Origin of the sequence: Parabacteroides gordonii MS-1 = DSM 23371, assembly GCF_000969825.1 — a bacterium.
Taxonomy (GTDB): domain Bacteria; phylum Bacteroidota; class Bacteroidia; order Bacteroidales; family Tannerellaceae; genus Parabacteroides; species Parabacteroides gordonii.
Genome location: NZ_KQ033919.1, coordinates 3561469 through 3583408, shown reverse-complemented (window position 1 = coordinate 3583408; position 21940 = coordinate 3561469). Strand labels below are relative to the sequence as shown.

30 protein-coding genes and 1 tRNA gene are annotated in these 21940 nt (G+C 41.4%); 10 read left to right on the top strand and 21 right to left on the bottom strand.

Going from position 1 to position 21940, the window contains the following annotated elements; all coding sequences use genetic code 11:
• Window positions 1-2: 2 nt before the first annotated feature.
• The 15 genes from HMPREF1536_RS27105 to HMPREF1536_RS28355 form a co-directional block, all read right to left on the bottom strand.
• The gene (locus HMPREF1536_RS27105; protein ID WP_028729671.1) at window positions 3-401 is read right to left on the bottom strand and encodes a PcfK-like family protein; all 399 of its coding nucleotides are present in this window, start codon (window positions 399-401) and stop codon (window positions 3-5) included.
• 22 nt (window positions 402-423) lie between these two features.
• Window positions 424-1071 (bottom strand): P-loop NTPase family protein, encoded by a 648-nt coding sequence (locus HMPREF1536_RS13565; RefSeq protein WP_052349914.1) that lies wholly within the window; start codon window positions 1069-1071, stop codon window positions 424-426.
• A complete protein-coding gene (locus tag HMPREF1536_RS13560) occupies window positions 1007-1717 on the bottom strand; it encodes a hypothetical protein (protein ID WP_052349915.1) in 711 nt (236 codons plus the stop codon). Before HMPREF1536_RS13560 ends, HMPREF1536_RS13565 begins: the two co-directional genes overlap by 65 nt.
• A complete protein-coding gene (locus HMPREF1536_RS13555) occupies window positions 1714-2067 on the bottom strand; it encodes a VRR-NUC domain-containing protein (RefSeq protein WP_028729673.1) in 354 nt (117 codons plus the stop codon). Before HMPREF1536_RS13555 ends, HMPREF1536_RS13560 begins: the two co-directional genes overlap by 4 nt.
• Window positions 2064-3815: a DEAD/DEAH box helicase gene (locus HMPREF1536_RS13550; protein WP_081693411.1), complete on the bottom strand. Its 1752-nt coding sequence runs from the start codon at window positions 3813-3815 to the stop codon at window positions 2064-2066. Before HMPREF1536_RS13550 ends, HMPREF1536_RS13555 begins: the two co-directional genes overlap by 4 nt.
• The gene (locus HMPREF1536_RS13545; protein ID WP_028729674.1) at window positions 3809-4471 is read right to left on the bottom strand and encodes a hypothetical protein; all 663 of its coding nucleotides are present in this window, start codon (window positions 4469-4471) and stop codon (window positions 3809-3811) included. The genes HMPREF1536_RS13550 and HMPREF1536_RS13545 overlap by 7 nt, the downstream gene beginning before the upstream one ends.
• A 4-nt stretch (window positions 4472-4475) precedes the next feature.
• A complete protein-coding gene (locus HMPREF1536_RS13540) occupies window positions 4476-4667 on the bottom strand; it encodes a hypothetical protein (protein ID WP_028729675.1) in 192 nt (63 codons plus the stop codon).
• A 1-nt stretch (window position 4668) separates the two neighbouring features.
• Window positions 4669-5094 carry a NinB/YbcN family protein gene (locus HMPREF1536_RS13535; RefSeq protein WP_028729676.1) on the bottom strand — a complete coding sequence of 142 codons (426 nt, stop codon included), beginning with the start codon at window positions 5092-5094 and terminating at the stop codon, window positions 4669-4671.
• Window positions 5091-5810: an HNH endonuclease gene (locus HMPREF1536_RS13530; protein WP_150115624.1), complete on the bottom strand. Its 720-nt coding sequence runs from the start codon at window positions 5808-5810 to the stop codon at window positions 5091-5093. The genes HMPREF1536_RS13535 and HMPREF1536_RS13530 overlap by 4 nt, the downstream gene beginning before the upstream one ends.
• A gap of 49 nt (window positions 5811-5859) precedes the next feature.
• Entirely contained in the window at window positions 5860-6810 is a 951-nt protein-coding gene (locus HMPREF1536_RS13525; RefSeq protein ID WP_028729678.1) for an ATP-binding protein, read from the bottom strand.
• A gap of 194 nt (window positions 6811-7004) precedes the next feature.
• A complete protein-coding gene (locus HMPREF1536_RS13520) occupies window positions 7005-7307 on the bottom strand; it encodes a MerR family transcriptional regulator (RefSeq protein ID WP_028729679.1) in 303 nt (100 codons plus the stop codon).
• A complete protein-coding gene (locus HMPREF1536_RS13515; protein WP_028729680.1) occupies window positions 7307-7645 on the bottom strand; it encodes a helix-turn-helix transcriptional regulator in 339 nt (112 codons plus the stop codon). The genes HMPREF1536_RS13520 and HMPREF1536_RS13515 overlap by 1 nt, the downstream gene beginning before the upstream one ends.
• On the bottom strand, window positions 7642-7896 hold the full coding sequence (locus HMPREF1536_RS13510; RefSeq protein ID WP_028729681.1) for a hypothetical protein: 255 nt from the start codon (window positions 7894-7896) through the stop codon (window positions 7642-7644). The genes HMPREF1536_RS13515 and HMPREF1536_RS13510 overlap by 4 nt, the downstream gene beginning before the upstream one ends.
• A gap of 372 nt (window positions 7897-8268) precedes the next feature.
• Window positions 8269-8568, bottom strand: coding sequence for a hypothetical protein (locus HMPREF1536_RS13505; RefSeq protein ID WP_028729682.1), 300 nt, complete (start codon window positions 8566-8568; stop codon window positions 8269-8271).
• Window positions 8569-8581: 13 nt separating this feature from the next.
• The gene (locus HMPREF1536_RS28355) at window positions 8582-8716 is read right to left on the bottom strand and encodes a hypothetical protein (protein WP_255419288.1); all 135 of its coding nucleotides are present in this window, start codon (window positions 8714-8716) and stop codon (window positions 8582-8584) included.
• A 184-nt stretch (window positions 8717-8900) separates the two neighbouring features.
• On the opposite strand from HMPREF1536_RS28355, the gene HMPREF1536_RS13500 reads away from it, so the two are divergent.
• The 5 genes from HMPREF1536_RS13500 to HMPREF1536_RS13480 all read left to right on the top strand — a co-directional run bounded on the left by HMPREF1536_RS13500 (window position 8901) and on the right by HMPREF1536_RS13480 (window position 11228).
• On the top strand, window positions 8901-9632 hold the full coding sequence (locus tag HMPREF1536_RS13500) for a S24 family peptidase (protein WP_052349916.1): 732 nt from the start codon (window positions 8901-8903) through the stop codon (window positions 9630-9632).
• A gap of 67 nt (window positions 9633-9699) precedes the next feature.
• The gene (locus HMPREF1536_RS13495; protein ID WP_028729683.1) at window positions 9700-10107 is read left to right on the top strand and encodes a hypothetical protein; all 408 of its coding nucleotides are present in this window, start codon (window positions 9700-9702) and stop codon (window positions 10105-10107) included.
• Window positions 10108-10111: 4 nt separating this feature from the next.
• Entirely contained in the window at window positions 10112-10483 is a 372-nt protein-coding gene (locus HMPREF1536_RS13490; protein ID WP_028729684.1) for a hypothetical protein, read from the top strand.
• A gap of 42 nt (window positions 10484-10525) precedes the next feature.
• Window positions 10526-10789: a hypothetical protein gene (locus HMPREF1536_RS13485; RefSeq protein WP_044193335.1), complete on the top strand. Its 264-nt coding sequence runs from the start codon at window positions 10526-10528 to the stop codon at window positions 10787-10789.
• Complete coding sequence (locus HMPREF1536_RS13480) at window positions 10782-11228, top strand: hypothetical protein (RefSeq protein ID WP_028729686.1); 447 nt, start codon at window positions 10782-10784, stop codon at window positions 11226-11228. Before HMPREF1536_RS13485 ends, HMPREF1536_RS13480 begins: the two co-directional genes overlap by 8 nt.
• Window positions 11229-11340: 112 nt before the next feature.
• Here the strand turns inward: HMPREF1536_RS13480 and HMPREF1536_RS13475 are convergent.
• A tRNA-Arg gene (locus tag HMPREF1536_RS13475) sits at window positions 11341-11413 on the bottom strand.
• Between the two features lie 227 nt (window positions 11414-11640).
• Here HMPREF1536_RS13475 and asnA point away from each other — a divergent pair.
• On the top strand, window positions 11641-12678 hold the full coding sequence (asnA, locus tag HMPREF1536_RS13470) for an aspartate--ammonia ligase (RefSeq protein WP_028729687.1): 1038 nt from the start codon (window positions 11641-11643) through the stop codon (window positions 12676-12678).
• A gap of 9 nt (window positions 12679-12687) precedes the next feature.
• Window positions 12688-13350: a uracil-DNA glycosylase gene (gene ung, locus HMPREF1536_RS13465; protein ID WP_028729688.1), complete on the top strand. Its 663-nt coding sequence runs from the start codon at window positions 12688-12690 to the stop codon at window positions 13348-13350.
• Window positions 13351-13424: 74 nt separating this feature from the next.
• Here ung and HMPREF1536_RS13460 read toward each other — a convergent pair whose 3' ends face one another.
• The 3 genes from HMPREF1536_RS13460 to HMPREF1536_RS13450 form a co-directional block, all read right to left on the bottom strand.
• A complete protein-coding gene (locus HMPREF1536_RS13460; protein ID WP_028729689.1) occupies window positions 13425-16160 on the bottom strand; it encodes a putative LPS assembly protein LptD in 2736 nt (911 codons plus the stop codon).
• Window positions 16161-16245: 85 nt separating this feature from the next.
• The gene (locus HMPREF1536_RS13455) at window positions 16246-16788 is read right to left on the bottom strand and encodes an HDIG domain-containing metalloprotein (RefSeq protein ID WP_028729690.1); all 543 of its coding nucleotides are present in this window, start codon (window positions 16786-16788) and stop codon (window positions 16246-16248) included.
• A 172-nt stretch (window positions 16789-16960) separates the two neighbouring features.
• On the bottom strand, window positions 16961-17143 hold the full coding sequence (locus HMPREF1536_RS13450) for a hypothetical protein (RefSeq protein ID WP_044193338.1): 183 nt from the start codon (window positions 17141-17143) through the stop codon (window positions 16961-16963).
• Window positions 17144-17299: 156 nt separating this feature from the next.
• On the opposite strand from HMPREF1536_RS13450, the gene HMPREF1536_RS13445 reads away from it, so the two are divergent.
• The 3 genes from HMPREF1536_RS13445 to HMPREF1536_RS26635 all read left to right on the top strand — a co-directional run bounded on the left by HMPREF1536_RS13445 (window position 17300) and on the right by HMPREF1536_RS26635 (window position 20872).
• Entirely contained in the window at window positions 17300-18499 is a 1200-nt protein-coding gene (locus tag HMPREF1536_RS13445; protein ID WP_028729691.1) for an exo-beta-N-acetylmuramidase NamZ family protein, read from the top strand.
• A gap of 110 nt (window positions 18500-18609) precedes the next feature.
• The gene (locus HMPREF1536_RS26640) at window positions 18610-19635 is read left to right on the top strand and encodes a hypothetical protein (RefSeq protein ID WP_052349917.1); all 1026 of its coding nucleotides are present in this window, start codon (window positions 18610-18612) and stop codon (window positions 19633-19635) included.
• A gap of 43 nt (window positions 19636-19678) precedes the next feature.
• Window positions 19679-20872 carry a sensor histidine kinase gene (locus tag HMPREF1536_RS26635; protein ID WP_233426407.1) on the top strand — a complete coding sequence of 398 codons (1194 nt, stop codon included), beginning with the start codon at window positions 19679-19681 and terminating at the stop codon, window positions 20870-20872.
• Window positions 20873-20926: 54 nt separating this feature from the next.
• On the opposite strand, the gene HMPREF1536_RS13435 is transcribed toward HMPREF1536_RS26635, so the two are convergent.
• Together HMPREF1536_RS13435 and HMPREF1536_RS13430 are read right to left on the bottom strand one after the other, a co-directional pair.
• A complete protein-coding gene (locus tag HMPREF1536_RS13435; protein WP_028729692.1) occupies window positions 20927-21370 on the bottom strand; it encodes an META domain-containing protein in 444 nt (147 codons plus the stop codon).
• 6 nt (window positions 21371-21376) lie between these two features.
• The gene (locus HMPREF1536_RS13430) at window positions 21377-21802 is read right to left on the bottom strand and encodes an META domain-containing protein (RefSeq protein ID WP_028729693.1); all 426 of its coding nucleotides are present in this window, start codon (window positions 21800-21802) and stop codon (window positions 21377-21379) included.
• Window positions 21803-21940: the final 138 nt, after the last annotated feature.

Below are 21940 nucleotides of genomic sequence, written 5' to 3'. Positions count from 1 at the left end.
GCTTAATCAAATAAAGATAATTGTAATTTGCTTTCTTCTCTCTTACCTCTCCCCCGCTTAACAGTGGAAAAAACAGGCCGTTCATATTGTATCGACAACTGTTCCACAGTTTGAACCTCAGGAACCTGTTTGCAACTTACAACCCGGCTTTTAACTGAATTACCTATTCTAGCATTCACTTTGATATTTTCCTCTTCGTAATAGTGTATAGCTAAGCCGAACACTTCATTATCAGTCATTACCACCTCATTACCGCGCTTCCGCGCTTCACCTAAAATATACCGGCAACATTCATCAATGCTCTTCTTGGGATTAGTAAACTTCGGAGCGAATAATGTGTCCTCTGCTGCCCGCTGTTTCAAATAATCAGCGATTACTTCATTAAAGCTTTTTGTTCTCATAGGATATTATTTTTTAGTTTAGTTATCTTCTACTTTCTCCGTTCAACTCAATCAGGTTGAACATTTCACCACGTCGATCACGGATATAATCACCGTATTTACGTTCTACATCATTCGGATAAAGGTTTGTTGTGACATAAGTTCTCAATCCGTACTGTTGCCAATAGCTGTACCGAATGTGAAATATATGCTGCATCACATTCAACTCATTCCCGAAATATTTTGCCGGGATCGGTTCACGGCCGAACTCGTCGAAACACATATCAACCGGCCCCAATGAAGACCATCCGGCATTATCCAAATACCGGCTCAAATCTCCGTGCATTGCATATTCTGTCGTAATCCGGCTACACACATACACTCGGAACCCCCTTTGTAAAGTTTGCATGAACCTGCTGAAAATATACATCAGCGTAGATTTCCCGGTACCGACCGGACCGGCTAACCACAAACCTTTTTGGATATCGAGCGATCCCGATTGTTTCAGGAAATACAGAAACAGGGAATACACGATCGCTCTGTTTCGCTCGTCGATTACAAATGTGCCTTTGGAATAGTGATCTGCTACCCGAAGAAACAATTTCTTATAGGCCGTTAGGTCAATCTTATTTTCCGGCGTATCCGTTACCGGACGCTGGATTGTTTGTCTTACTTCCTGTACTCCTTGCATCTCGTTTAATTTTTTCGTCTAAAATCCATTTGTTTGCTAAACTATCCCAGTCAGTAACCTGTACGCCGGTTCCTTTACGCCAGCCCTGGGAATTGTAGTGAGAGAAAAATAACCGTCCCTGGTTCTCCCAATCTGGCAATAAGCTGCCAGAAAAGAATTTTAATACATCGTCCAGTACTGGAGGAATAAATTCTTTCTTTGCCCTACTGGATTTCTTTTTCGGCTTTTCTTCCGGAAAAGGCAAATTGTTTTCATGGGGGATTATAGGGGGGATATTATTACTTGTTTTATTTAGTTTATTTATAGGGGTCTGATTAGGTATCAGGTTAGGTGTTAAGTTAGGTGTCAGGTTAGGTATTAAGTTAGGTGTCAAAATTTGATACCTAGTTTTATCTTTTTGACCTTTTCCACCAGGAAAAAACTTTATCATTCCAATCTGAGATAACCGGTTCCTGGCTGTTTTCATTGTATTCAATGACACTCCCACATTTGCAGATGTTCTATCATCCGAATGCGTCCAGTTATCCGCCCAGCCTAAACGATTTGCTGTTTTTACCAAGTAAAAATACAGTCTCGTTTCACAGCAGGAGAATTGCCATTGCTCATCCAATTCCCAAAACCGATTTATTAATTCAATATAATTCATCGCTCAATACCTAAATAGTTCTTGACCTCTTTCATAAACTCATTCAATGACCGGCAGACAACGTATTTATTGCCTGCCGCCTCCGCTACCCTCTGCCAGTCCTTCTGCGAATCCTGCTGCGTACCTTTCTTATACTTCATCTCTATGCAAAGGCTACCGTGACCACCTTTTGGAAAAAGTAAAATAAGATCAGCAACACCAGCCCGGACACCCTGCCTTTTGAGATTGGCCGCTTCTATCTTGTTACGTCGGCCACCGTTCGGAACAGCGAAAAGAAGCAGTTTCAATTTTGGAAATTGTAGATTGAACCACTCTATACATGAAGATTGCAGACCTGCCTCACCTTTCATATTGCATTGCTGAATAGTGCACCATCCAGACGACGATCGAACGGGGACGTGCTTGTTTCACTTTTCTTGATCCCTGATTTAGCAGACATTTTCAAAATCATTGCATCGACAGTTTTCTCCGGTACCTGATCATCTGTCCCGGTTACATCGTTTGCTATGTCTTTCTTTGTCTGAATAATATCCCATATCGATTCATCAATTGTATTTTTTCCAAGGAAGTAATAACAATTCACACTATTCTTTTGACCGATACGGTGCGCTCTATCTTCCGCCTGCTCGCAGTCGGCAAACGTCCACGGGAACTCAACAAAGGCAACACGGCTACTAGCTGTCAATGTAAGACCTACCCCTGCCGATTTATAATTACAGATGATAAGGTTACATTTCGGATCATTCTGAAACCGATCAACGGCATCCTGTCGTTCCTGGCTGGTATTGTCTCCAACGATGGTAACTGCATTAGGGAATACTTTCTTTATCTCCTGTACAACCTCTTTAAGAAAGGCAAAAACAATCAACTTTTCACCGGAATCAATTATGTCCTGGATAAACTCTACGGCTGCCGATATTTTTCCTCTAGCTGCAATTTGTCGGAGTTTCTGCATTTGTACCATCACTTTACCACGTTCGGCCCGTCGTAACTTTTCATCATCAGCATTTTCATAAGCAGCCAGATAACTAAGCAGATCATGTTCTGCATCCTGATATTCTTTTCTGTTTGTGATATCCACATTCACGACCTGACGCATCTTATCCGGCAGCTGATCCAAAACCTTTGCTTTCTCCCTCCGGAAGAAACCGGTATTCCATAATCGCCAGTTTAGCATCTCCAAATTACTTGCCTGCCGTGGCCCCTGCATAAAGTTTGCTTCAAAACTCTTATATCCTCCAAAATCATCCAAACGATTCATAATCTTTAATTGCTGGATCAGGTCACCCGGACCATTGATCGAAGGTGTTCCAGTGAGCAGGAAACGATATTCCTTTCCCTGGCATAACTTGTAACAAATCTTTGATTGCTGTGTCTTACTTGACTTACATCGGTGGCTTTCATCAATGATCACACACTTAAACAAACTGGCTACCGGCTTTAGCTTAATCGACCGGGTTACACCACCGGCAAAGTCTTCAACAAAAAACTTTTTCAATGATTCATAATTCGTAATGAATACATCACAGCATCCCATTTCGTAATACCGGTGCCAGTTGTTTTTATTCCGATCATCAAGGATAATTGCATCTTTGCCAGTGAATTTCTTCCATTCCCGTTGCCAGTTGATCTTTAGGCTGGCAGGACAGATCACCAATACCGGCCACGTCTTTGCAATAAAAGAAGTACCGATAGCCTGCAATGTCTTTCCTAAACCTGGTTGATCCCCAAAGAAACACCGCTTTTTCTGTAAAGCGTAGGCAATGCCTTGTTTCTGATATGGGAAAGGTTCTATCTTTAACCCATGTGGTGAAATTAATTCCGGCATCGGAGGAAGCGTATAATGAACGTCCGGTCTTGAAGCCTGAGCTCCTTTTTGTACGCTTTTCTCATAGCCATATTTTACAGCCCAGTTAGCGAATATGTCGACATAGGCCTTTTGAGTATACTTTCCAGGTGGATAAAAACTTTTAGGTATCACCCACATATTTAGTTTGCTGTCAAACTTCCGTCCAGGAATACGTTTAACAACATCAACCATTAGCGGATGATACTTAAATTGCAGGAAATAATTCTTTTCGTCTTCTTGGATTAACATGCTGCAGCAGTTGCAAGAGGTTCACTTTTCGGTTTACGTCCTCGCTTCGGTTTCTCAACTGTGATCGGAGTAACCACTCCGGTATCCGTATCTACCATTTTTCCAGCATCAAACGGAGCGTCCGGCACTGCTTCAAAGTCTAGCGTCGTTTGAGTGATAGCAAATTTTTGATTGAACAAATATTCTTTTACTTCATAAATCACTGCCTGTACAGCCAGGTTCAATTCATTAATATAAGGATATTCAAATTCACTATCCGATGATTCCAACGCCTGAGCTGGAGAACTGAAATCAACTGAACCACCAATTTGAAGATACCGTTCACCCATCAAAATGACCGTATCGGTACTACTATCATTCTTTCCCATTTTGATACCGTAAACATCAGCATTCTTAAAATCATCGTCGTCACCGATCAGATTATCCATTCCAACAATCGCAGCTCGCTCACTTACTTTATCGGATTCTTTCATTTCTGTGAGAAGAATAAAATGAGGAATCAGTTTCTTGAAAGCATTTGTACAATCAATATGTGCCGGTATCTCAGACTTAACAACGATATCCTTGTCACCCTCCGGACGGAACTCCGTATAAGTTACTGTCAACTGACGACCATTCAAAACGGCCTTTTTAATTTTAGGTTCTCTTTCTTCCATACTATCAACGAATTAATGTGTTATACTTTTCCGGACATGTGGTCATTACTATTGCAGAACCAATCACTAACCGGGTTAATTTTTTCGCTTTCAACAACCTTTTTTCAGTGGCTTTTACTGATTTTACTAAAGTCTGTTTAGCGGTTTCACTCTCATGTTCATGGGCGAGATTCCCAATCTTAACCTGTTTTTCCATCTTAATACCTTATGTGTTCATACCTGTTTGTAAATGAGTTGAAATATTGATCGTCCGAAGACGGTAACCTTATACCGAATTCGCTAGCGGCATCTGCCTGTACTTTGTTGAGAAATACAGTCATTTCAGCCGTATTAAGTTTCGATGTAGTCCGGACGACAATTTCCTCTTTACCATTAATGAATACATTTCGCCAAAGGAACTTTTTACAGTAATATTCATATACATCTTGTTTCAGTGTACCTGTTTCATCTTCTATACAAGTAAGCCACATCCACATGAGGGCATTTTGGTCAACAGTGCGTTTCTTGACTTTCTTCTTTATTTCAAGCGTATATTCACCGTTGGCAACAAGATTAAAGAGAAGCTCGATCGGCTGACCTTGCCACTTGATTACTCCTTGTTCCTTGACAAATCGTGTTTTCATATTTCAGCAAAAATCTTTTTATCAGTGATTAGATCCCGGTTCACTTCCAAAAATTCAATAAACCTTTCACAATGCCGGGCTAATAGCCCCTGGCTTTGCTGATGATCGTATTTATAAAGTTCTGGGTATTGTACTCCGGTAATGAGAGGAGTCCGGCTTGTGCCTCCTTTCAGATGATAAGCAGTGTACTCAAAAGAATCAATATCTTTAACAAGACCGGAAGAGATAAGGCAATAAGGATACACATGTCGTTGCCAACCTTCTGAGTACTTTCCAAACTCATACCGGGAAGTTGTCTTAATATCGTACACCCTATTACGGTTCAGTTCATCAATGTATCCGTACAACTCAACGGTTCCGTATTTTGTAGGGAGAACAGCTTTTACAAATAACTGGCTAACAGACCCATGAAAATATTCTGCTGCCTTACAGCAGAAACGATAAGAAAAATAAAATGTTCTGTTGTTGTATGTCGCTGTAACTACATCAGCATTGATATCCTCTATGATCTGAGTTCTTACCGGTTTTCTATGGATAAAGTAATCAACAATATCATTGAATGCTGTACCCTTATCTGCGGCTTCTGAATCGAACGGAACCCGGTTAATACTGTCGAGTAGAGACTGTTTCATTTCAGTCTCTATCTCTTCATACGTCTTTTTATAATCTCCTGTCTCCTGATCTTGATTGAAAAAATGCTCAAACTCACGATCCACATGCAGATACTTTTCAAACTGATCTAAAAGAGACGGGTAGAATTTATACTTAAGCTGTTGCTGCGGCATCGGCTGATTCATATTTCTTTGTTAATTTGTTCAACTTTAATCCCAGGCTATTACATTTATCCCGGATCATCAGACCGGCTTTCAGTTTGCTATCCCAAATATGTTGTAGCTTTCCCATGTTTTCAGTGACACCATTGGCGGTATCAGCATCAACAATCAACTCTACATTTTCCTTTACCACATCAATCAAAGCCTCATAATCATTACTGATATCTGCCTGCTTTTTCAAATAAGCCTGATAGCTATCGAATATACTTGATAAGAAAATGTTTTGTCCGGTAACATTGCCAGAAGCATCAATAATGATTGGTATCTTCTGCATGGGCGGGAGATTACATGTGTTCTTTGCATAGAATTTCTCTGTAGGTGACCAGCTAATCGTGCGTTCACTTCCAATCGCTTGCATGTAACCAACCAAATCGAGTTCTTTAATCAGGTCCCCCGCAGATGATCCACCAATCTCCGGACGGACAATCCGGTTCTCTCCATCTTTCTCCTCCCGTTCATGGGCGACAAAAATCAAATTCTTTCCCATCATTGAACACTGAGAAAGAAAATTGATAAACATTGTCTTACGAACTCCATAGCCTTTTAAAGAAAGGGAGCCATCACGCTGGCCCATCTTCGGATCGTTTTTAATAATATAGACAGACATAAAATCCAACATCTTCCCGGCAGTATCAATAACGATTGTTTTAAATGGAGATAAATCTTCCTGCAATGCCTCAATCACCATGTCCCAATTTTTCACCTGTAACGTCGGACACTGAAAAGCGCCATTCACACGCTTTACACCTCCATCAAAATCCAATAATACCGGAGAAGGAGTAGACAAACCTAATGTTGACTTACCAAGACCTGGCTGTCCGTAGATCAGCGCTTTGATTGTTGTAGAAACTTCCAGTTCGGAAGGTTGTTTGAATAAACTCATAGCTTGAAAATTAATTTGTTAGTAATATTATTTAGTATTCTCTTTTTCCTTCAATTGTTTTTCCGTCACGACGACCGATACTCCAAATACACACGCCCAGAAAAAGACATTTCCAGGTTCCCATTTATCTGCGTTACACACAAGAAATAAGCATCCGAAAGACAGGAAAAAGAATAAGAATGATAATAGTAGTTTCATATAGTATTCCTCCTTAGTTGTTTTTGCAGTAGTTTAAAATCCATCTTCAATACATCAGACAACCGAAATAAATAATGTTCATCACGGCTGTTTCGTTCTTCTGGTGTTATCAATCCCCGTTGGATATACCGGAATACTGTCTGATAACTTATACCGTGAATTTTTGCGACCCATGAAGCAGGTATCAAAACACTATAATAGCGCTCATATACTTCTGCTTTTGCCTTTTCTGACAGCAATCCAGATACTACAGTCTCTAAATCACTTTGCGTCATTTGAATTATTTGATTTATTTGCATCACGCAGCCATATAAAATTCAACTTCATTCCTTCTCACCCTCCTAACTCGGCATGTTAACTGTTCTGTTCCACTCAATGTTGAAAGAAAAAGGATTAGTAAACATGAAGCCATTAATTGCCGGGCATCCTTTAGGTTAAATTCAACTCCGTATATCAACCGGAAGAATTCTTTTATCAATCCAATCTGGGTAGTTACACCCAGTTTAGCCATTGCCGATTTAATTTGATTTTTTTCGGTATGTTCCGATACACAGCGCTTATCGGCAGCAATCTTTACAACCTCATGTTCGGCCAGGTAAAGTACTGCATCAGTTTCCGAAGCGGTAAGCGGAATCATATCTGTGCAAGTTTTCTTTTAAGTTCCTCCGCCATCTTTTTGCGTTGAACAACTTTTGGTTTTAGATATGCGACAGCCTCACACAATACTTTGTATTCGGCATCATACCATTTCTCTTCATCAGGGCCTTTCTCATGTTTCATCATAGTATTAAATGTCTGGTGTGATACACCAGCTAGTTCACATATGGCCTTTTTATCTCCGTACTGTTTGTTTATACGGATAAATTCAATTGCTTCTTGTGTAGTCATAATTAATTTTATTATTGATTTGTGTGGTCAACCGGGAGTCGAACCCGGTAACAAGCCTGGCAGAAAAATGAATATATTGTCAAATAATTTTGTTTACTCCGCTACACTTGTGACCGCCTGCTCTAAGTTGGTGTTCTCTCCTTCATATCGCAGACTCATTTAGTGGGTTATTTACTCGTAACCAGCGTGCCTTCATGCCTTAACGGTTACATATCATATCTCGTAGTACGTCAAAGATCGTTTTCAATGTGGACGGTGCCGGTATCGAACCAGCCTCTTTACATCGTGCGCACTCTGTAATGTTTCATCCCAGATTACTGACCGCCCGTGTGCCGGGATTCTCACCCGGCTGAACCTTATTTTAGTCAATCATTAGCCAGCTTCACAGCGGTTTTCTACTTTGGCAAATTTGTTTCCTATCAATGTATATCCAATACCAAAAATTTCATCGACAACAAATGCATACAATCCAGCAAACTTCTTCGTGTTTATTGCCAATGTTTCAGTTGAATAGAATTTGTCTGAATAGACAACCTCATAATCCCGATCGGCACGTTGTACATGGACTGAAAAATATTTCTGGTTGGTGAATATTGCTATTGTGATTTCCGTTCCGAAACATTCACATTGTACCACTTGTACCATCTTTAAAATATCTCTTAATTCATTCATGGCTACCTCCTTCCTACACCCAGAAATCAATAATGTACTGAACAGCCTCTACTTTGCTATCAACGTTATACTCTCTGCATGCTTCTTCTTCTGTCATGCTTACTAAAGTTTCAATTTCCGCTTTCATTAGTTCAATCTTGTTACTCATATCGTTTACTTTTTTATCAAATTGACTATATCAGGTTATTTACTTTTCTTATATTTGCTATTTACTTTGTATTGTGATTATTGTTTGTTGTTAATCACATTGCAAATGTAAAACATGTTTGATTTAAAACAAAGAAATAATCAAACATTTTAGATCACAACTCATATGCTATAAAACATATTATATGGATAATATTGAATTACCAGCTATTAATCAACGCATTAAAGAAATAATAGACGATCAAACAAAAGGAAATGTCACTGCATTTTCTCTAGCTTTGGGGTATACAAGTGCACAAAAAGTTAATAGATTATTCAAAATTGATTCAAGAACTGGAAAATATCCTGTTCCATCTTCAACCATAATATCAGACATATCTAACAAGTTTGATATAAATACAAACTGGATTGTTTCAGGGATAGGGGAAAAACATATTACTTCTAAACAAAATGAAGCCATACAAATAATTAATGGAGGTATCATGATGGTTCCGCTCGTCAACCAATATGCACAAGCTGGCTATATGATGGGTTGGGCTGACGTAGCCTACATTGAAACACTTCCTAAAATCCCGTGGATTGTTGACAAAGAATATAAAGGTAAGTACATCAGCTTTGAAGTCAGAGGAGACAGCATGGACGACGGTATGAAGCACAGCTATGAACAAGGGGATATTTTGCTTTGCCGGGAAATAGGCTGTGATTACTGGAAAAGCAAATTACATATCAACGCATGGGATGCATTCGTCATCGTACATAAGACAGATGGTATTGTACTCAAACAAATAGTTGACCATGATGTTGAAAAAGGAATAATTACCTGTCATTCCTTCAATCCGATTTATCCAGACTTTACGGTGGACCTCAGAGATATAGCGCAACTATTCAATGTGGTCAAACAACAAAAGAATAAGTAAAACAATATGAGAAAAAACATGGCATAGAAGTGCCTAAATAAAAATCACTAATTAAACATTTCACAAAATGAAGAAAACATTTTTACTATTACTGACCATTATTGCATTATCTAGCTGTGTCACTAGAAGCTATTATGTTGAAACAGGAAGTATTGATTATAGTCAATACACAAAAGAAGGATTTTTTATGACAGAAGCTTCATCCGTATCATTCAACTATGAGCCAGTAGCATCTGTATATACTATTATATATAGTGGAGAGGACAAAGAGTGGGCAAAAAAACACAAGTCGAAAGAAAATCCATTTCCATCCAATCGCAGAAGGGCAACATACACAGATGGTATAGATGCCATATATAAAGATGCTGTCAGCAAAGGTGCAAACGGCATTATTGGTCTTAAATATCATGCAATATACGACGGTATATACCTTGATTATATCTATGTGGAAGGCATGGCTATTAAAAAGAAGTGATGTGATGATTAAAATACTAAATACATTACTGTTATTGTTCCTTTTTGCAGGATGCGAAAAAAAGGAGTCCATAGAAGTTGAAAAAACGATCGATATCATGACTCTAACTCCAGAACAAAGGTTAGAAAAAGCACAAAATGTAATAATCGAATATTCCAAGAATTATTATCCAATTTATTACAATCCTTTAAGTTGGAGCGAGTTGATAGAAAGTAAAACCCCTAACAACGGTACTACTTATTGGGATATAACGCATGAATACGTTGTTAAGAAAAAAGAAGACAATACTAAATACCTAATAAAAAGAAAATATTCACTAGACAAGTCAATAACAAAAGTTGCAGGATTTACTCATCAAGGTGAATATATACTATAAGTAGATGCAATGCTTTATATCTCCTATATAAAAACTAAGAATATGTTAGCGAACGAGAAGATTACAGAAAACAGGATTATAACCGACCGGTTCCTGGCTATCATGTACCAGCTGATCGGACTAAGGAAAATAAAAACAAAAAAACAATTTGCGGAGTCCGTCGGCCTCGCATCCTCTAACATATACCGTATGGAGATTGAAAACACAATGAATGTACCCTTGTATGCTATTCGCATGGCATACGAGCGGTACAATATAAATCTTGAATATATATTTACCGGAAAAGGAAAAATGTTTAATGAATAACCGCTCTATTGCCATCTGTTACAGTCAATATACACGTTCAGAGGACAAAGAACATCACTGCTGGGTCAATAACCGTTGTCCGGGTTGGGGATGCCGTAAACTTAATGCAATCGGTCCACAAAATTCATGTCCGGCTAGTGCTTTTAAATTTTGGTACTCATTTGGTAAGTTTACAAACAAAAAAATGAAGTTCTGGAAAGTCGATAAGGAAGAACTACTCAAACAACTAGAAAGGGAAATAGAACGTTTTGATATTATCGAATGCCCTGTATTCAATATTGATAAAGCTAAAGCAATGATAGCATCATTCCCGGATACAATACATATCGACGGGGACAAATATGTTTTACTGGAAGATTCCAAAACAGGAAAAATATTAGGTATTTCACATTGGGATGATCCAGACGATTATTTAAACATGGATGATTACGAAATATAAATCAGCATTCCTATTTTCATTAAAAAACACATTTTGTTCCAAAATACGTTCCAACAGAAAACAAAAAAGTCCTACAAACCTTTAGTTTATAAGACTTCTTATTTTTCAGTTGTGACCCGGGAGGGATTCAAACCCTCGACCTTCAGAACCGGAATCTGACGCTCTATTCACTAAGCTACCAGGCCAAAGACGGTGCAAAAGTAAATATAATATCGCAGGAAAGCAAATGTAGGGGCTAAGAGTTTTCGCTTTCTTTCTTTTTCTGTTGCACAACATATGTTTTGATATTTTGCAACTCTCTTAGCCATATATCCTGCCATTTTGCAAATAAAAGAGACATCTACATTGCTATTTTGCCATTAATCATTATCTTTGCCACGCATAATTTACAAACACAAAGCACAACAAGTATATGAGCTATTTAATTAAACCTGCAGGATATAAAGCTTTGCTTAACCTATCCCAAACAGAAATGGGGATCAAGAAAATCAAAGATTTTTTCCAGCAAAACTTATCTTCCGAACTACGGCTGCGCCGTGTTACGGCACCTTTGTTCGTACTTAAAGGGATGGGTATCAATGATGACCTGAACGGTACCGAACGCGCCGTAACATTCCCTATCAAGGATTTGAACGACTCCAAAGCCGAAATCGTACATTCACTGGCCAAATGGAAACGTCTTACGCTGGCCGATTATAATATAGAAGAAGGTTACGGTATTTACACCGATATGAACGCGATCCGTTCGGACGAAGAACTCGGCAACCTCCATTCGCTCTATGTCGACCAATGGGACTGGGAACGGGTTATGAGCCCCAGCGAACGCAATATTGAATACCTGAAAGAGATCGTACGCCGTATCTATGCCGCTATGGTGCGCACGGAATATCTGGTTTACGAAATGTTCCCCAATATCAGGCCGACACTTCCCCAGCAGATTCATTTCATACACTCCGAGGATTTGTTACAAAAATATCCTACCTTTACACCGAAAGAACGGGAAGACGCCATTTGCAAGGAATACGGAGCTGTATTCATTATCGGTATCGGATGCAAGTTGAGCAACGGGGAGAAACACGACGGACGTGCTCCAGACTACGACGATTGGTCGACTGTGGCAGAAAACGGTCAAACCGGACTAAACGGCGACCTACTTGTCTGGGATGAAGTGCTGAACCGCTCGCTGGAACTATCTTCTATGGGTATCCGTGTAGACAGGGAAGCGATGGAACGTCAGCTTGCGATCTGCAATGCCGAAGAAAAGAGAGAACTATACTTCCACAAACGCCTGCTGAGCGGCGAACTGCCTCAAAGTATCGGTGGTGGTATCGGACAAAGCCGACTGTGTATGTTCTATCTGCGTAAAGCTCATATCGGAGAGATCCAGGCAAGTATCTGGCCGGAAGAAATGCGTCAGGAAGCCCGTGCTGCTGGTATGCACTTGATATAATATAAAACTATGGATGTAAAGATTGAAGAAAGCTGGAAAGAACGGTTAGCTCCTGAATTTGAGAAAAGTTATTTTAACGAGCTGATCAACTTTGTCAAACAGGAATATAGCCAGGGAGCCGTATATCCTCCCGGCCCTTATATCTTTAATGCTTTCGAGCATTGCCCGTTCGACAAGGTCAGAGTGGTTATATTGGGACAAGATCCTTACCATGAATCGGGACAGGCGCATGGACTTTGTTTCTCTGTACAGGATGGAACGCCTTTCCCCCCTTCTCTCCTCAATATATTCAAGGAGATAGAAAGCGATCTGGGAAAGCCGATGCCTACCAGTGGTAACCTGTTGCGCTGGGCTGACCAAGGAGTGTTACTACTAAACGCTACGCTGACTGTGCGTGCCCACCAGGCCGGTTCACATCAGAACAGGGGATGGGAGACATTTACAGATGCCGTTATCCACAAACTGGCGGAAGAACGCAGCCATATCGTTTATATCCTTTGGGGATCGTATGCACAGCGTAAAGGGGCGTTTATCGACGCTTCGCGTAATATGATTTTAAAGTCGGCACACCCTTCTCCCCTTTCCGCTTACCGCGGGTTCTTCGGGAATAAGCATTTCAGCAAGGCGAACGATTACCTGATTGCTACCGGCCAGACACCGATTGAATGGTAAAAGGCTAACAGAATATAAAAGAAAAGGCGATGAATAGTTTTCATCGCCTTTTCTTTTATATCTAGGTTATATGATTAATACCAGGTTTGTCCTTCACGCACATTACTGCTCTGGTTATATTTCAGGTCTTTCAGCAGGGAAGAACTTACCGCGATCGAGAAAGTGTACGATTTATACGGCCCTACCGGCACGAAGCTCGCCGACATCTGGAAACAGTGCAGGTTACGTGTCACATTACATGTCATGTACGAGATCTTTTTATTGTCAAAGTCGTAAGTAGCATTGAAGTTGAAACTCCAGTTCTTGGTCGGCTGGATGTTTCCGTTAAAGCTCAAGGCATGCGTTAATGCATATTTATATTCCAATTTGTTCGGATCGAAATCTCCATAACGCAACTGCATGCTATAATTGAATGACAAACTCCAAGGAATCTTACTGATCAGATAGCCGTCCGCGTCATATTCACCGGTATCTTTCTTCTTTCCACGTAAACGGCCGCCTTCTTTCTCTTCCGGCACGGTGGCGTCATTCGGGTTCTCGGCGGTCAGGTCTTCCAGTTCGCCGTCGCCAATATTCTCTTCCGGTATGTTGCTATCCGTTTCTCCTCCGAACCATTTCCTGAAGGTATCGTTGTTGAAGGTATAGGAAAAGCTTGTTCCGGTAGAACGTAAACGCCCGATACCTTTACCTGCTTTCCAACGTGGAACATCGACCCTGATAGGATTTCCTTTGCTGTCAGCCTGATAGGTGTATGTATCGAACTGCCCATTCAGGTTCAAGGTATAATTCTTTGAGAACTTCAGACGCAGACCGACAGAAAGGTCGCTCCATTTGAATGAGTCGGCTGCCATATTATAACTCATACCCAACGACAGCTTATCGATCAGACTAATCTTACGGATACCGGTACTGTCCTTATCCGATTTGATCTTCATTTCAACGTTGTTATCCAAAGAGAAGTTCAAACTTCCCTGCTTTCCGCCGGGAATAGAGCCGTTATGTGCGAAAGGAGAATATACATAATCGACCTGTTCGCCATTAGCATCGATATACTGATAATGATCATAGAAACCATGAATGCTACTTCCAAAGTCAGGAGCTGCACTGATACTGATAGATGGCTCCATACGGTGACGGATTGCCTGCACCTTGTCTCCCAGGAAAGGAAGCGGCTTATACATACCGTATAAAGTAGTTGATGCAGAAACAGAGGCATTATAGTTGTAGATACGATAAAAACCGTAGGTAGTATCACGGTCTACCAGTCTATTCAGTTGCGGGTCGAACTGTTTCGTTATCTTGCTTGTATACCAGCTTTCCTTATAATTGAATGAAGGGGAGATGTTGATATACTTGAATGCAGTAAAAGTAGCACTGACCGGAATACTATGTTCCATCGAGTTCTTCCAGTCCTTGATCAGATTCGACTTGAACAATAAGTTTTCCTTTGTAGTAATACTATTTTTGAAATATCCCGAATAGCTCATCGAGATCTTTTCGTACCAACGCTCTTTTCCGATCGGATTCTTACGCTTGAACGGATAGATACGGCTCAATGTAATCGTCAGGTTAGGAAAAGTGACTGCGACAGAAGAGTCGCTCGACCGCTGGTTGACGTTCATTGTAGCTGAAAGCGACAATGGGGCATTCGGGAAACGCTGCGTAATATTGACACTCGAACCTTTCGTATTCGAGATAGCGTCGGAGTTATTGGGATTCAGGAAACCATTTGCCTTATTACGGTCGAAACTACTGGTCGAGAAGTTCACGCTAGCAGAGAATGTACGGTACGGATTCGCCTTGGGATCCTGCGAATGTGTCCAATTCAACCGGAAGTCTTTATTCAGACTATAATCGGGAAGTCCCTTGTCACCAAACTTCGTGACCTGATAAGCGGCATTAAAATTACCGGAGAACCGGTATCTTTTTCTATAGGAAGATTGCGCCTGAAGTCCCCACGACCCTTTCGTATATATTTCCCCTGTTACAGCCAGGTCGACATAATCGCTTAAAGCGAAATAATATCCACCATCACGTAAACCGAACCCCCGATTGGAGTCGTCGGTATAAGTCGGCATGATCACACCGGAAGAATAAGTGCTCGAGAACGGGAAGAAACAGAAAGGCAACCCGATAGGGTAAAGCGGCACATCTTCGATAACCATATAGACCGGCCCGGTAACGATATTCTTTTTAGGCCGAACCTTCGCTTTGGTCATCTGAATATAAAAGTGGGGATGGTCGTGCTCATCGCAGGTCGTATATTTACCGCCTACCATGTTCATTACATCGTCTTCCATCTTCTTCGTGCGGCCGGCTGTTACATAACCTTCCCCCTGCTGGGTGATCACATCCGTAATATATCCTTTCCGGGTAGTAAAGTTATAGCGCATCGTCTTCGATTCATACTCCTGGTCGCCGTCCTTAAACAAAGGGTAACCGAACTCCTCACCGATAGAGTCGAGACCGAATTTGGCGAATACCAGACTACTGTCCATATTCATCTCGATCACTTCAGCCTGCAATCCGATTTGCTGGTATTTTACATCACCTTCACCGTACAGATAAGCCCAGTTACCGGCAGTCATGACAATAGAGTCCTTTGCTTGATAAGCAACAGGCGCGTCGAGACCGGTCTGTTTTTTAGGAATGGAATCAGAAGCCAGTGCCGTACTGTCAGTTGCGACCGGAACTATCGTATCCCCCACAACAGCCAACACAGTATCCGTCGGGGCAACCAGCTCCTGCGAATACATCATCAAAGCCCCGGCGAGGAAATATAATAGGATAATTAAACCTCTGTATTTCATTAATTAAGTTGACAAGTGCCGGTTGAGCCTCAACCGATCCGTTACAGCTTGCAAATGTATAACAAATTAATGAGCCCTTCAGCTTTTATTCCCCTAAAAAGAGTTTACACCAGTTATCAAAACGTATTACAGTCTCCTCGCCATACTTTACAAGACCCTGTTTTACCTTCTCGACCGGCTTCTCTTTGTCTAATTTCGTCTTACTGTAAAATTTGTCGGCAAAGCAAATCAATTGCTCTTCCAACGAAACCGGCACCATTATCCGGTGGGGCAACGGAAGATGCCTTTGTTCTATCATCTCCAAGGTGATACCGGTTCCTGTATGCCGTTCGCAAACCAGGGCATGACGCGGGAAACCTTCTTGCCGCATCAGGTCGGCACCCAAATAGCCGTGACAAATGTATTCTGCGGAACCGTGGCAATCTATCTCCGGTGCATTGCACAGGAATATACCGATATCGTGAAGCATAGCCGCTTCCTCTATAAACGGAAGATCGAGCTCCATTTCCGGATGCAGGCGGGCAAGGCTCAAGGCTTTGCCTGTCACGCTGCGGCTATGTGTTACTAAAATATGCCAGGCATCCGACTCCGCCGGATAATATTTTGAAATAATATCAATAGGGTTCATTTTTATTTATGTTTTGCATTCAGACCGCAAAGATATATAATTTACTCTTTGACATCCCCAAATATTTCCCCGGAGATCAGTGTTTGCTTCTCCCTGACATAATTTTGTTTCATGCTAGTGAAACAGTTGTTCCATCAGGGTGAAACAGTTGTTTCACTAGCATGAAACAAAATCATCCCCGGCAGCCCAGACTATCTTCGTCCGGATTTATTTCACGTACAGCTTCTTTTACTTCCTTTTTTGTTATTTCCCCTTTGGTAGCCACCTGCTGCACCGGATAACGTTCTTCCTTGTGATCCAACACTAAAGCTTCTGTCTTCGCTTTTTCCTTTATTCTTGGTAATTTCGTTGCCATATGATTCTTTATTTATGTTTATGCCATTTCAACACTGCCAAGAAGCGGATGGTTCATGCGAAACATGTTAAATATAAACACTTTTAATTCTTTCCATAGCTTTAATGATGCGAACATTTGCTACTTTTGCATCCAAGATACATTAGGAAACAGATTATGAAAACAGTTTTCAGACTTACACTTTGGCTACTTGGCATGATACTTTTGCCCGAAATTCAGGCTATTACACCGCAGGCTCCCTTGGTACTCGGAGCTGAAAGAATGGACGTAGTGACCCGCCTGTTGCAGGACAAACAAGTCGGACTGGTCGTTAACCAAACTTCTATCCTCGAGAAACAGCAGAAACATTTACTGGATGCTTTGTTGGAGAAAGGAATCCAGGTAAAAAAGGTTTTTGCCCCGGAACATGGCTTCAGAGGTACGGCAGATGCCGGAGCCGATATAAAAGACAGTCGCGACCTGAAAACGGGTATTCCTATTGTTTCTATCTACGGAAAGAATAAAAAGCCGACAGCCGAGCAATTGCAGGGACTGGATGTGGTCGTATTCGACATACAGGATGTGGGGGTACGTTTCTATACCTATATAAGTACCATGCATTACGTAATGGAAGCATGTGCCGAAAATGGTGTAGAGTTCATCGTGCTCGACCGTCCGAACCCGAATGATTTTGTAGATGGCCCGATCCGTAAAAAAGGCTTTGAATCATTTGTAGGTGTAGATCCTCTGCCTATCCTGCACGGACTGACAGTCGGCGAACTGGCCTGGATGATCAATAGCGAAGGGTGGCTGAAAAGTTCGCCCGACAGTTGCAAACTGCATATTGTCAAAATGGAGAACTGGCGGCATGGCGATCCTTACTGGTTGCCGGTCAAACCCTCTCCCAACCTGCCTAACGACCAGTCGATCCGCCTGTATCCCTCGTTATGTTTCTTTGAAGCAACGAATGTCAGTATCGGACGGGGAACTTATTATCCGTTTCAGGTAATCGGCTTCCCGGACAGGAAATATGGGGATTTCTCTTTCACACCGGTATCACTTCCCGGATTCGATACGAATCCTTTGCAAAAGGATAAAGAGTGTTATGGAGTAGATCTTCGGGAATATCCTTTCGAGGGTGGGTTGAGTTTGCGCTTCTTCCTGGATTTTTACGAGAAAGCCGGGAAAGACCAGGCCTTCTTCTTCTCCCGTCCCCAATGGTTCGACTTACTGGCCGGAACAAAAGAACTCAGATACCAGATTGTGAGGGGTTTAACGGAAGAAGAGATACGGGAAAGCTGGAAGCCGGAACTGGATACTTACAAGCAAATGAGAAAGAAATATTTATTATATCCGGATTATCCCGTAAAAAAATAACTATTTCTTAAGAACCGTTGATTTTGTTAGCCTTTTAATTATCTTTGCGTGCGATTATCGAAATAAGCAAATTAACAGAAAAGGGTATAATAAATTAATAGGAGTATTCCTTGAAAAACTTTCTACAGATATTATTTTTCCTGCTTTTACTCATTCCAGAGGCAAAATCCGGGGTATTTAAGACGCATACGAATGAGCCTGTATACAAGATACTGGTAATCCATTCTTATACGGAAGAACTTGTCACGTACTCCAAGTTCAGCAACCTGATCGGAGAAAAGCTGGAAGACCAAGATATCCGGACTGACATCCATACCTTTTACCTGGATAGCGAACGCTATAACGAAGCGGAAGAAAATGCCAGGATGTACCACTACCTTGACTCGATCCAAGACTGGAATCCAGATATCATACTCGTCAACGACGATCAGGCCACCTATACCCTGATGGCTTGTAACCACTCGTTGGGAAAAACCAAGCCTGTCGTCTACTCGGGCGTAAACTTTCCTAATCAGCTTTTGCTGGAACAACACCCGAACTTCACCGGCTTCTGGGATAAGCCGGATTACATAACGACTATCGAACTGATAGAAAAATTATACGGTTCCTCCAATATACTTTTCTTTAAGCATCTACGCTTCATGGGGCGCGAGTCATTCAGAACTATCCAGGAAGAAGTGAAAGGCACGGGCAGAACCATACGGATCGGCCTATACCATCAAAAGAAAAATGAATATCCGGAAGATATTTGTCCGGGGGAGCCGGGAAAGTCTATCCTGTACACTACTGAAACGGCTTATCTTTCGGCAAAAGGATTGCTGGCTATTTTCGAGAGCAAGCCATACACTGCCTGCTTGCAGATCATTCTTGACTTTGATGTGTTAACCATCGGACGTCTGGCCAATGTTCCGAATTTTACGGTGATCAATAACGGATTTAATGATGGGAAAGGAATTACAGGCGGCTATTTCACCACACTGGAAATACAAGCAGAAATTGTAGCGGAAAGAGCTGCCTCCATAATAAAAGGAAGTAAGCCTTCTGATTTTTCTCTGGAAGAAAGCCCGAAAGTATATGCCTTTGACTGGAATGAGATGCAGCGTTTCAATATAGAAAAGAAAGATCTTCCGGCATAGTATCATCTATAATATGCCCCTTTTCGAACGTTATCATAAAACAATGATGATAGGTGGCATTCTGTTTTTAGTCCTGGTAATCTATATCATCACCCAGTTATTATATTTGTACAGGAGTGAATACAAGCGCAAACGACAGGTACAGATAAACCTGATACAAGAAAGGCGCTTCCTCCAGCTCGCAATGGAAGGCGGAAATACGTATGCCTGGCGACTGGAAAACGGGGTATTCATTTTTGAGAATGACTTCTTTACAGCCAATCAGATCAAGCCTCGGAAAATGTCGCTCGACGAACTGTTATCCATGACCCATCCGGACGACCAGGAGCATTTGAACAAGCATATCCAGGATATCAACTCCAACATCTGGGAAGATACGACCATCCAATGCAGGTTCAATTTCAGCGGGAAAAAATATAGCTGGTGGGAGTTACGCTACAACCGGGGAGAAGATAAAAAAGAGCCAGACCAAACAGTGTTCGGTCTTTGCCTGAACATACAGTCTTTCAAGGAAAAAGAACAGAAACTCATCATTCTTCAGGAAAAAGCGGAAGAGGCCAATAAGATGAAATCGGCTTTCCTGGCCAATATGAGCCACGAAATACGGACACCTCTGAATGCCATCGTCGGTTTCTCCAACCTCCTGCAGGAAGAAAAAGACCTGGGAGAAGAAGAGAAAGAGTTATTCAAAGATACGATCAATAAGAACAGTAACCTGTTGTTGAAGCTGATTAACGATATTCTGGAGCTGTCGCGCATCGAGTCCGGCCGCATGAGTTTTACTTTCGAGACTCTTAAACTGAATGATTTAGTGGAAGAGCTTTATCAGACACATCATCTGCTGATCCCTCCCCATATCCAATTTATTAAAGATATTCCTGAAGTGTCCATCGATGTGCACGTAGACCGTTTCCGCTTTACACAGGTTATCACAAACTTTATAAACAATGCCGTCAAGTTCACCAAGAACGGATATATCAAGCTGGGATATACATATAATGAAGACGAAAAGCAGGTTTACATTTATGTGGAAGATACAGGTATCGGTATGTCGGAAGATGCACTCGAGAAAGTATTCGAACGTTTCTACAAACAGAATGAATTTGCACAGGGCACCGGTCTCGGACTCTCTATCTGCAAGACCATCGCCGAACAGTTGAAAGGGGACATCCTGGTCAGTTCGAAAGAAGGCAAAGGTAGCCGCTTTACATTGAAGATTCCCGGCAACCGGATATAAAGAAGAAAAGCGATCCCATTACAGAACCGCCTCCCCAACGTTTTTCAACATTACTTATTTCTTTTGAATAACCATCAACTTTCCATTGTCGGTGCCATAGAGAGCAATCGTATTCACCGGTTTCACATTTCCTTCAGCCTGGAAACGTACCACCTTATTCAATGCTTCCAGAAACTCCTGTTCAGCTTGCATATCAGGACAAGCCATACGGGTGGTTGCAACCTGCGGGAACTTGATTATGTTTTTCTGGGCATCCGTATACTCTATATTGCCATTCATCCGGTTACAGCCGGCGTTACCTGACAGGTGCTTACGGGCAACATCTATTACAATCAACTGTTTACTGTCTGCCGGATCCAGTTTCTTTCCGTTCAGTTCAACCACACTCCATTCACCGTCCAGGTCAGAGAACGATGCTACCACCGCTTTCTGCGACTTACAGGAGGCAAATACGGCAATACCTACCACAGCCAGACAGAGAAATAAATACTTCTTCATCTCCGATTAGTTTTTAGACAGAACCAATAATGTATTACCGTCTTTATCTACCAGCAACATTTCGCTTTCAGAGCTACCGGCTTTTACGGCATTCACGTCACCCATTGCCTTCATGATGGCATCTTCTGTTGCCATATCCGGACAGGCCATCATAGTAGCTGCTCCCGGCGCAATTGTGATGGAAGACACATTATTGTCATCCAATGTAACGGTAGTATTGAACATGTTGCAGCCTGCATTTCCGTGCAGTTTCTTCTGTGCCATATCAAACTCCATATACGGTAGTCCTTCTTTCAGGATCTTTTCACCTTTCACTTCTATTACATTCCATTTGCCTTCCAGTTTCTTAGCGTCTACTTTTGCTTCGGAGCAAGAAATCATCATCCCAAGTACCATCGGGAGCATCATTACATAAAAAATTACTCTTTTCATAAATCTATACTATTTGTTATATCACTTACAGGAATAAGACGTCAAATCCGTCCAAATTGTTCCGCAAAAGTACGCTATTTAGTTAACATTAACAAACCGGTACAAAGCAGGCAAACATACCCTATAATTCTTTTCCAT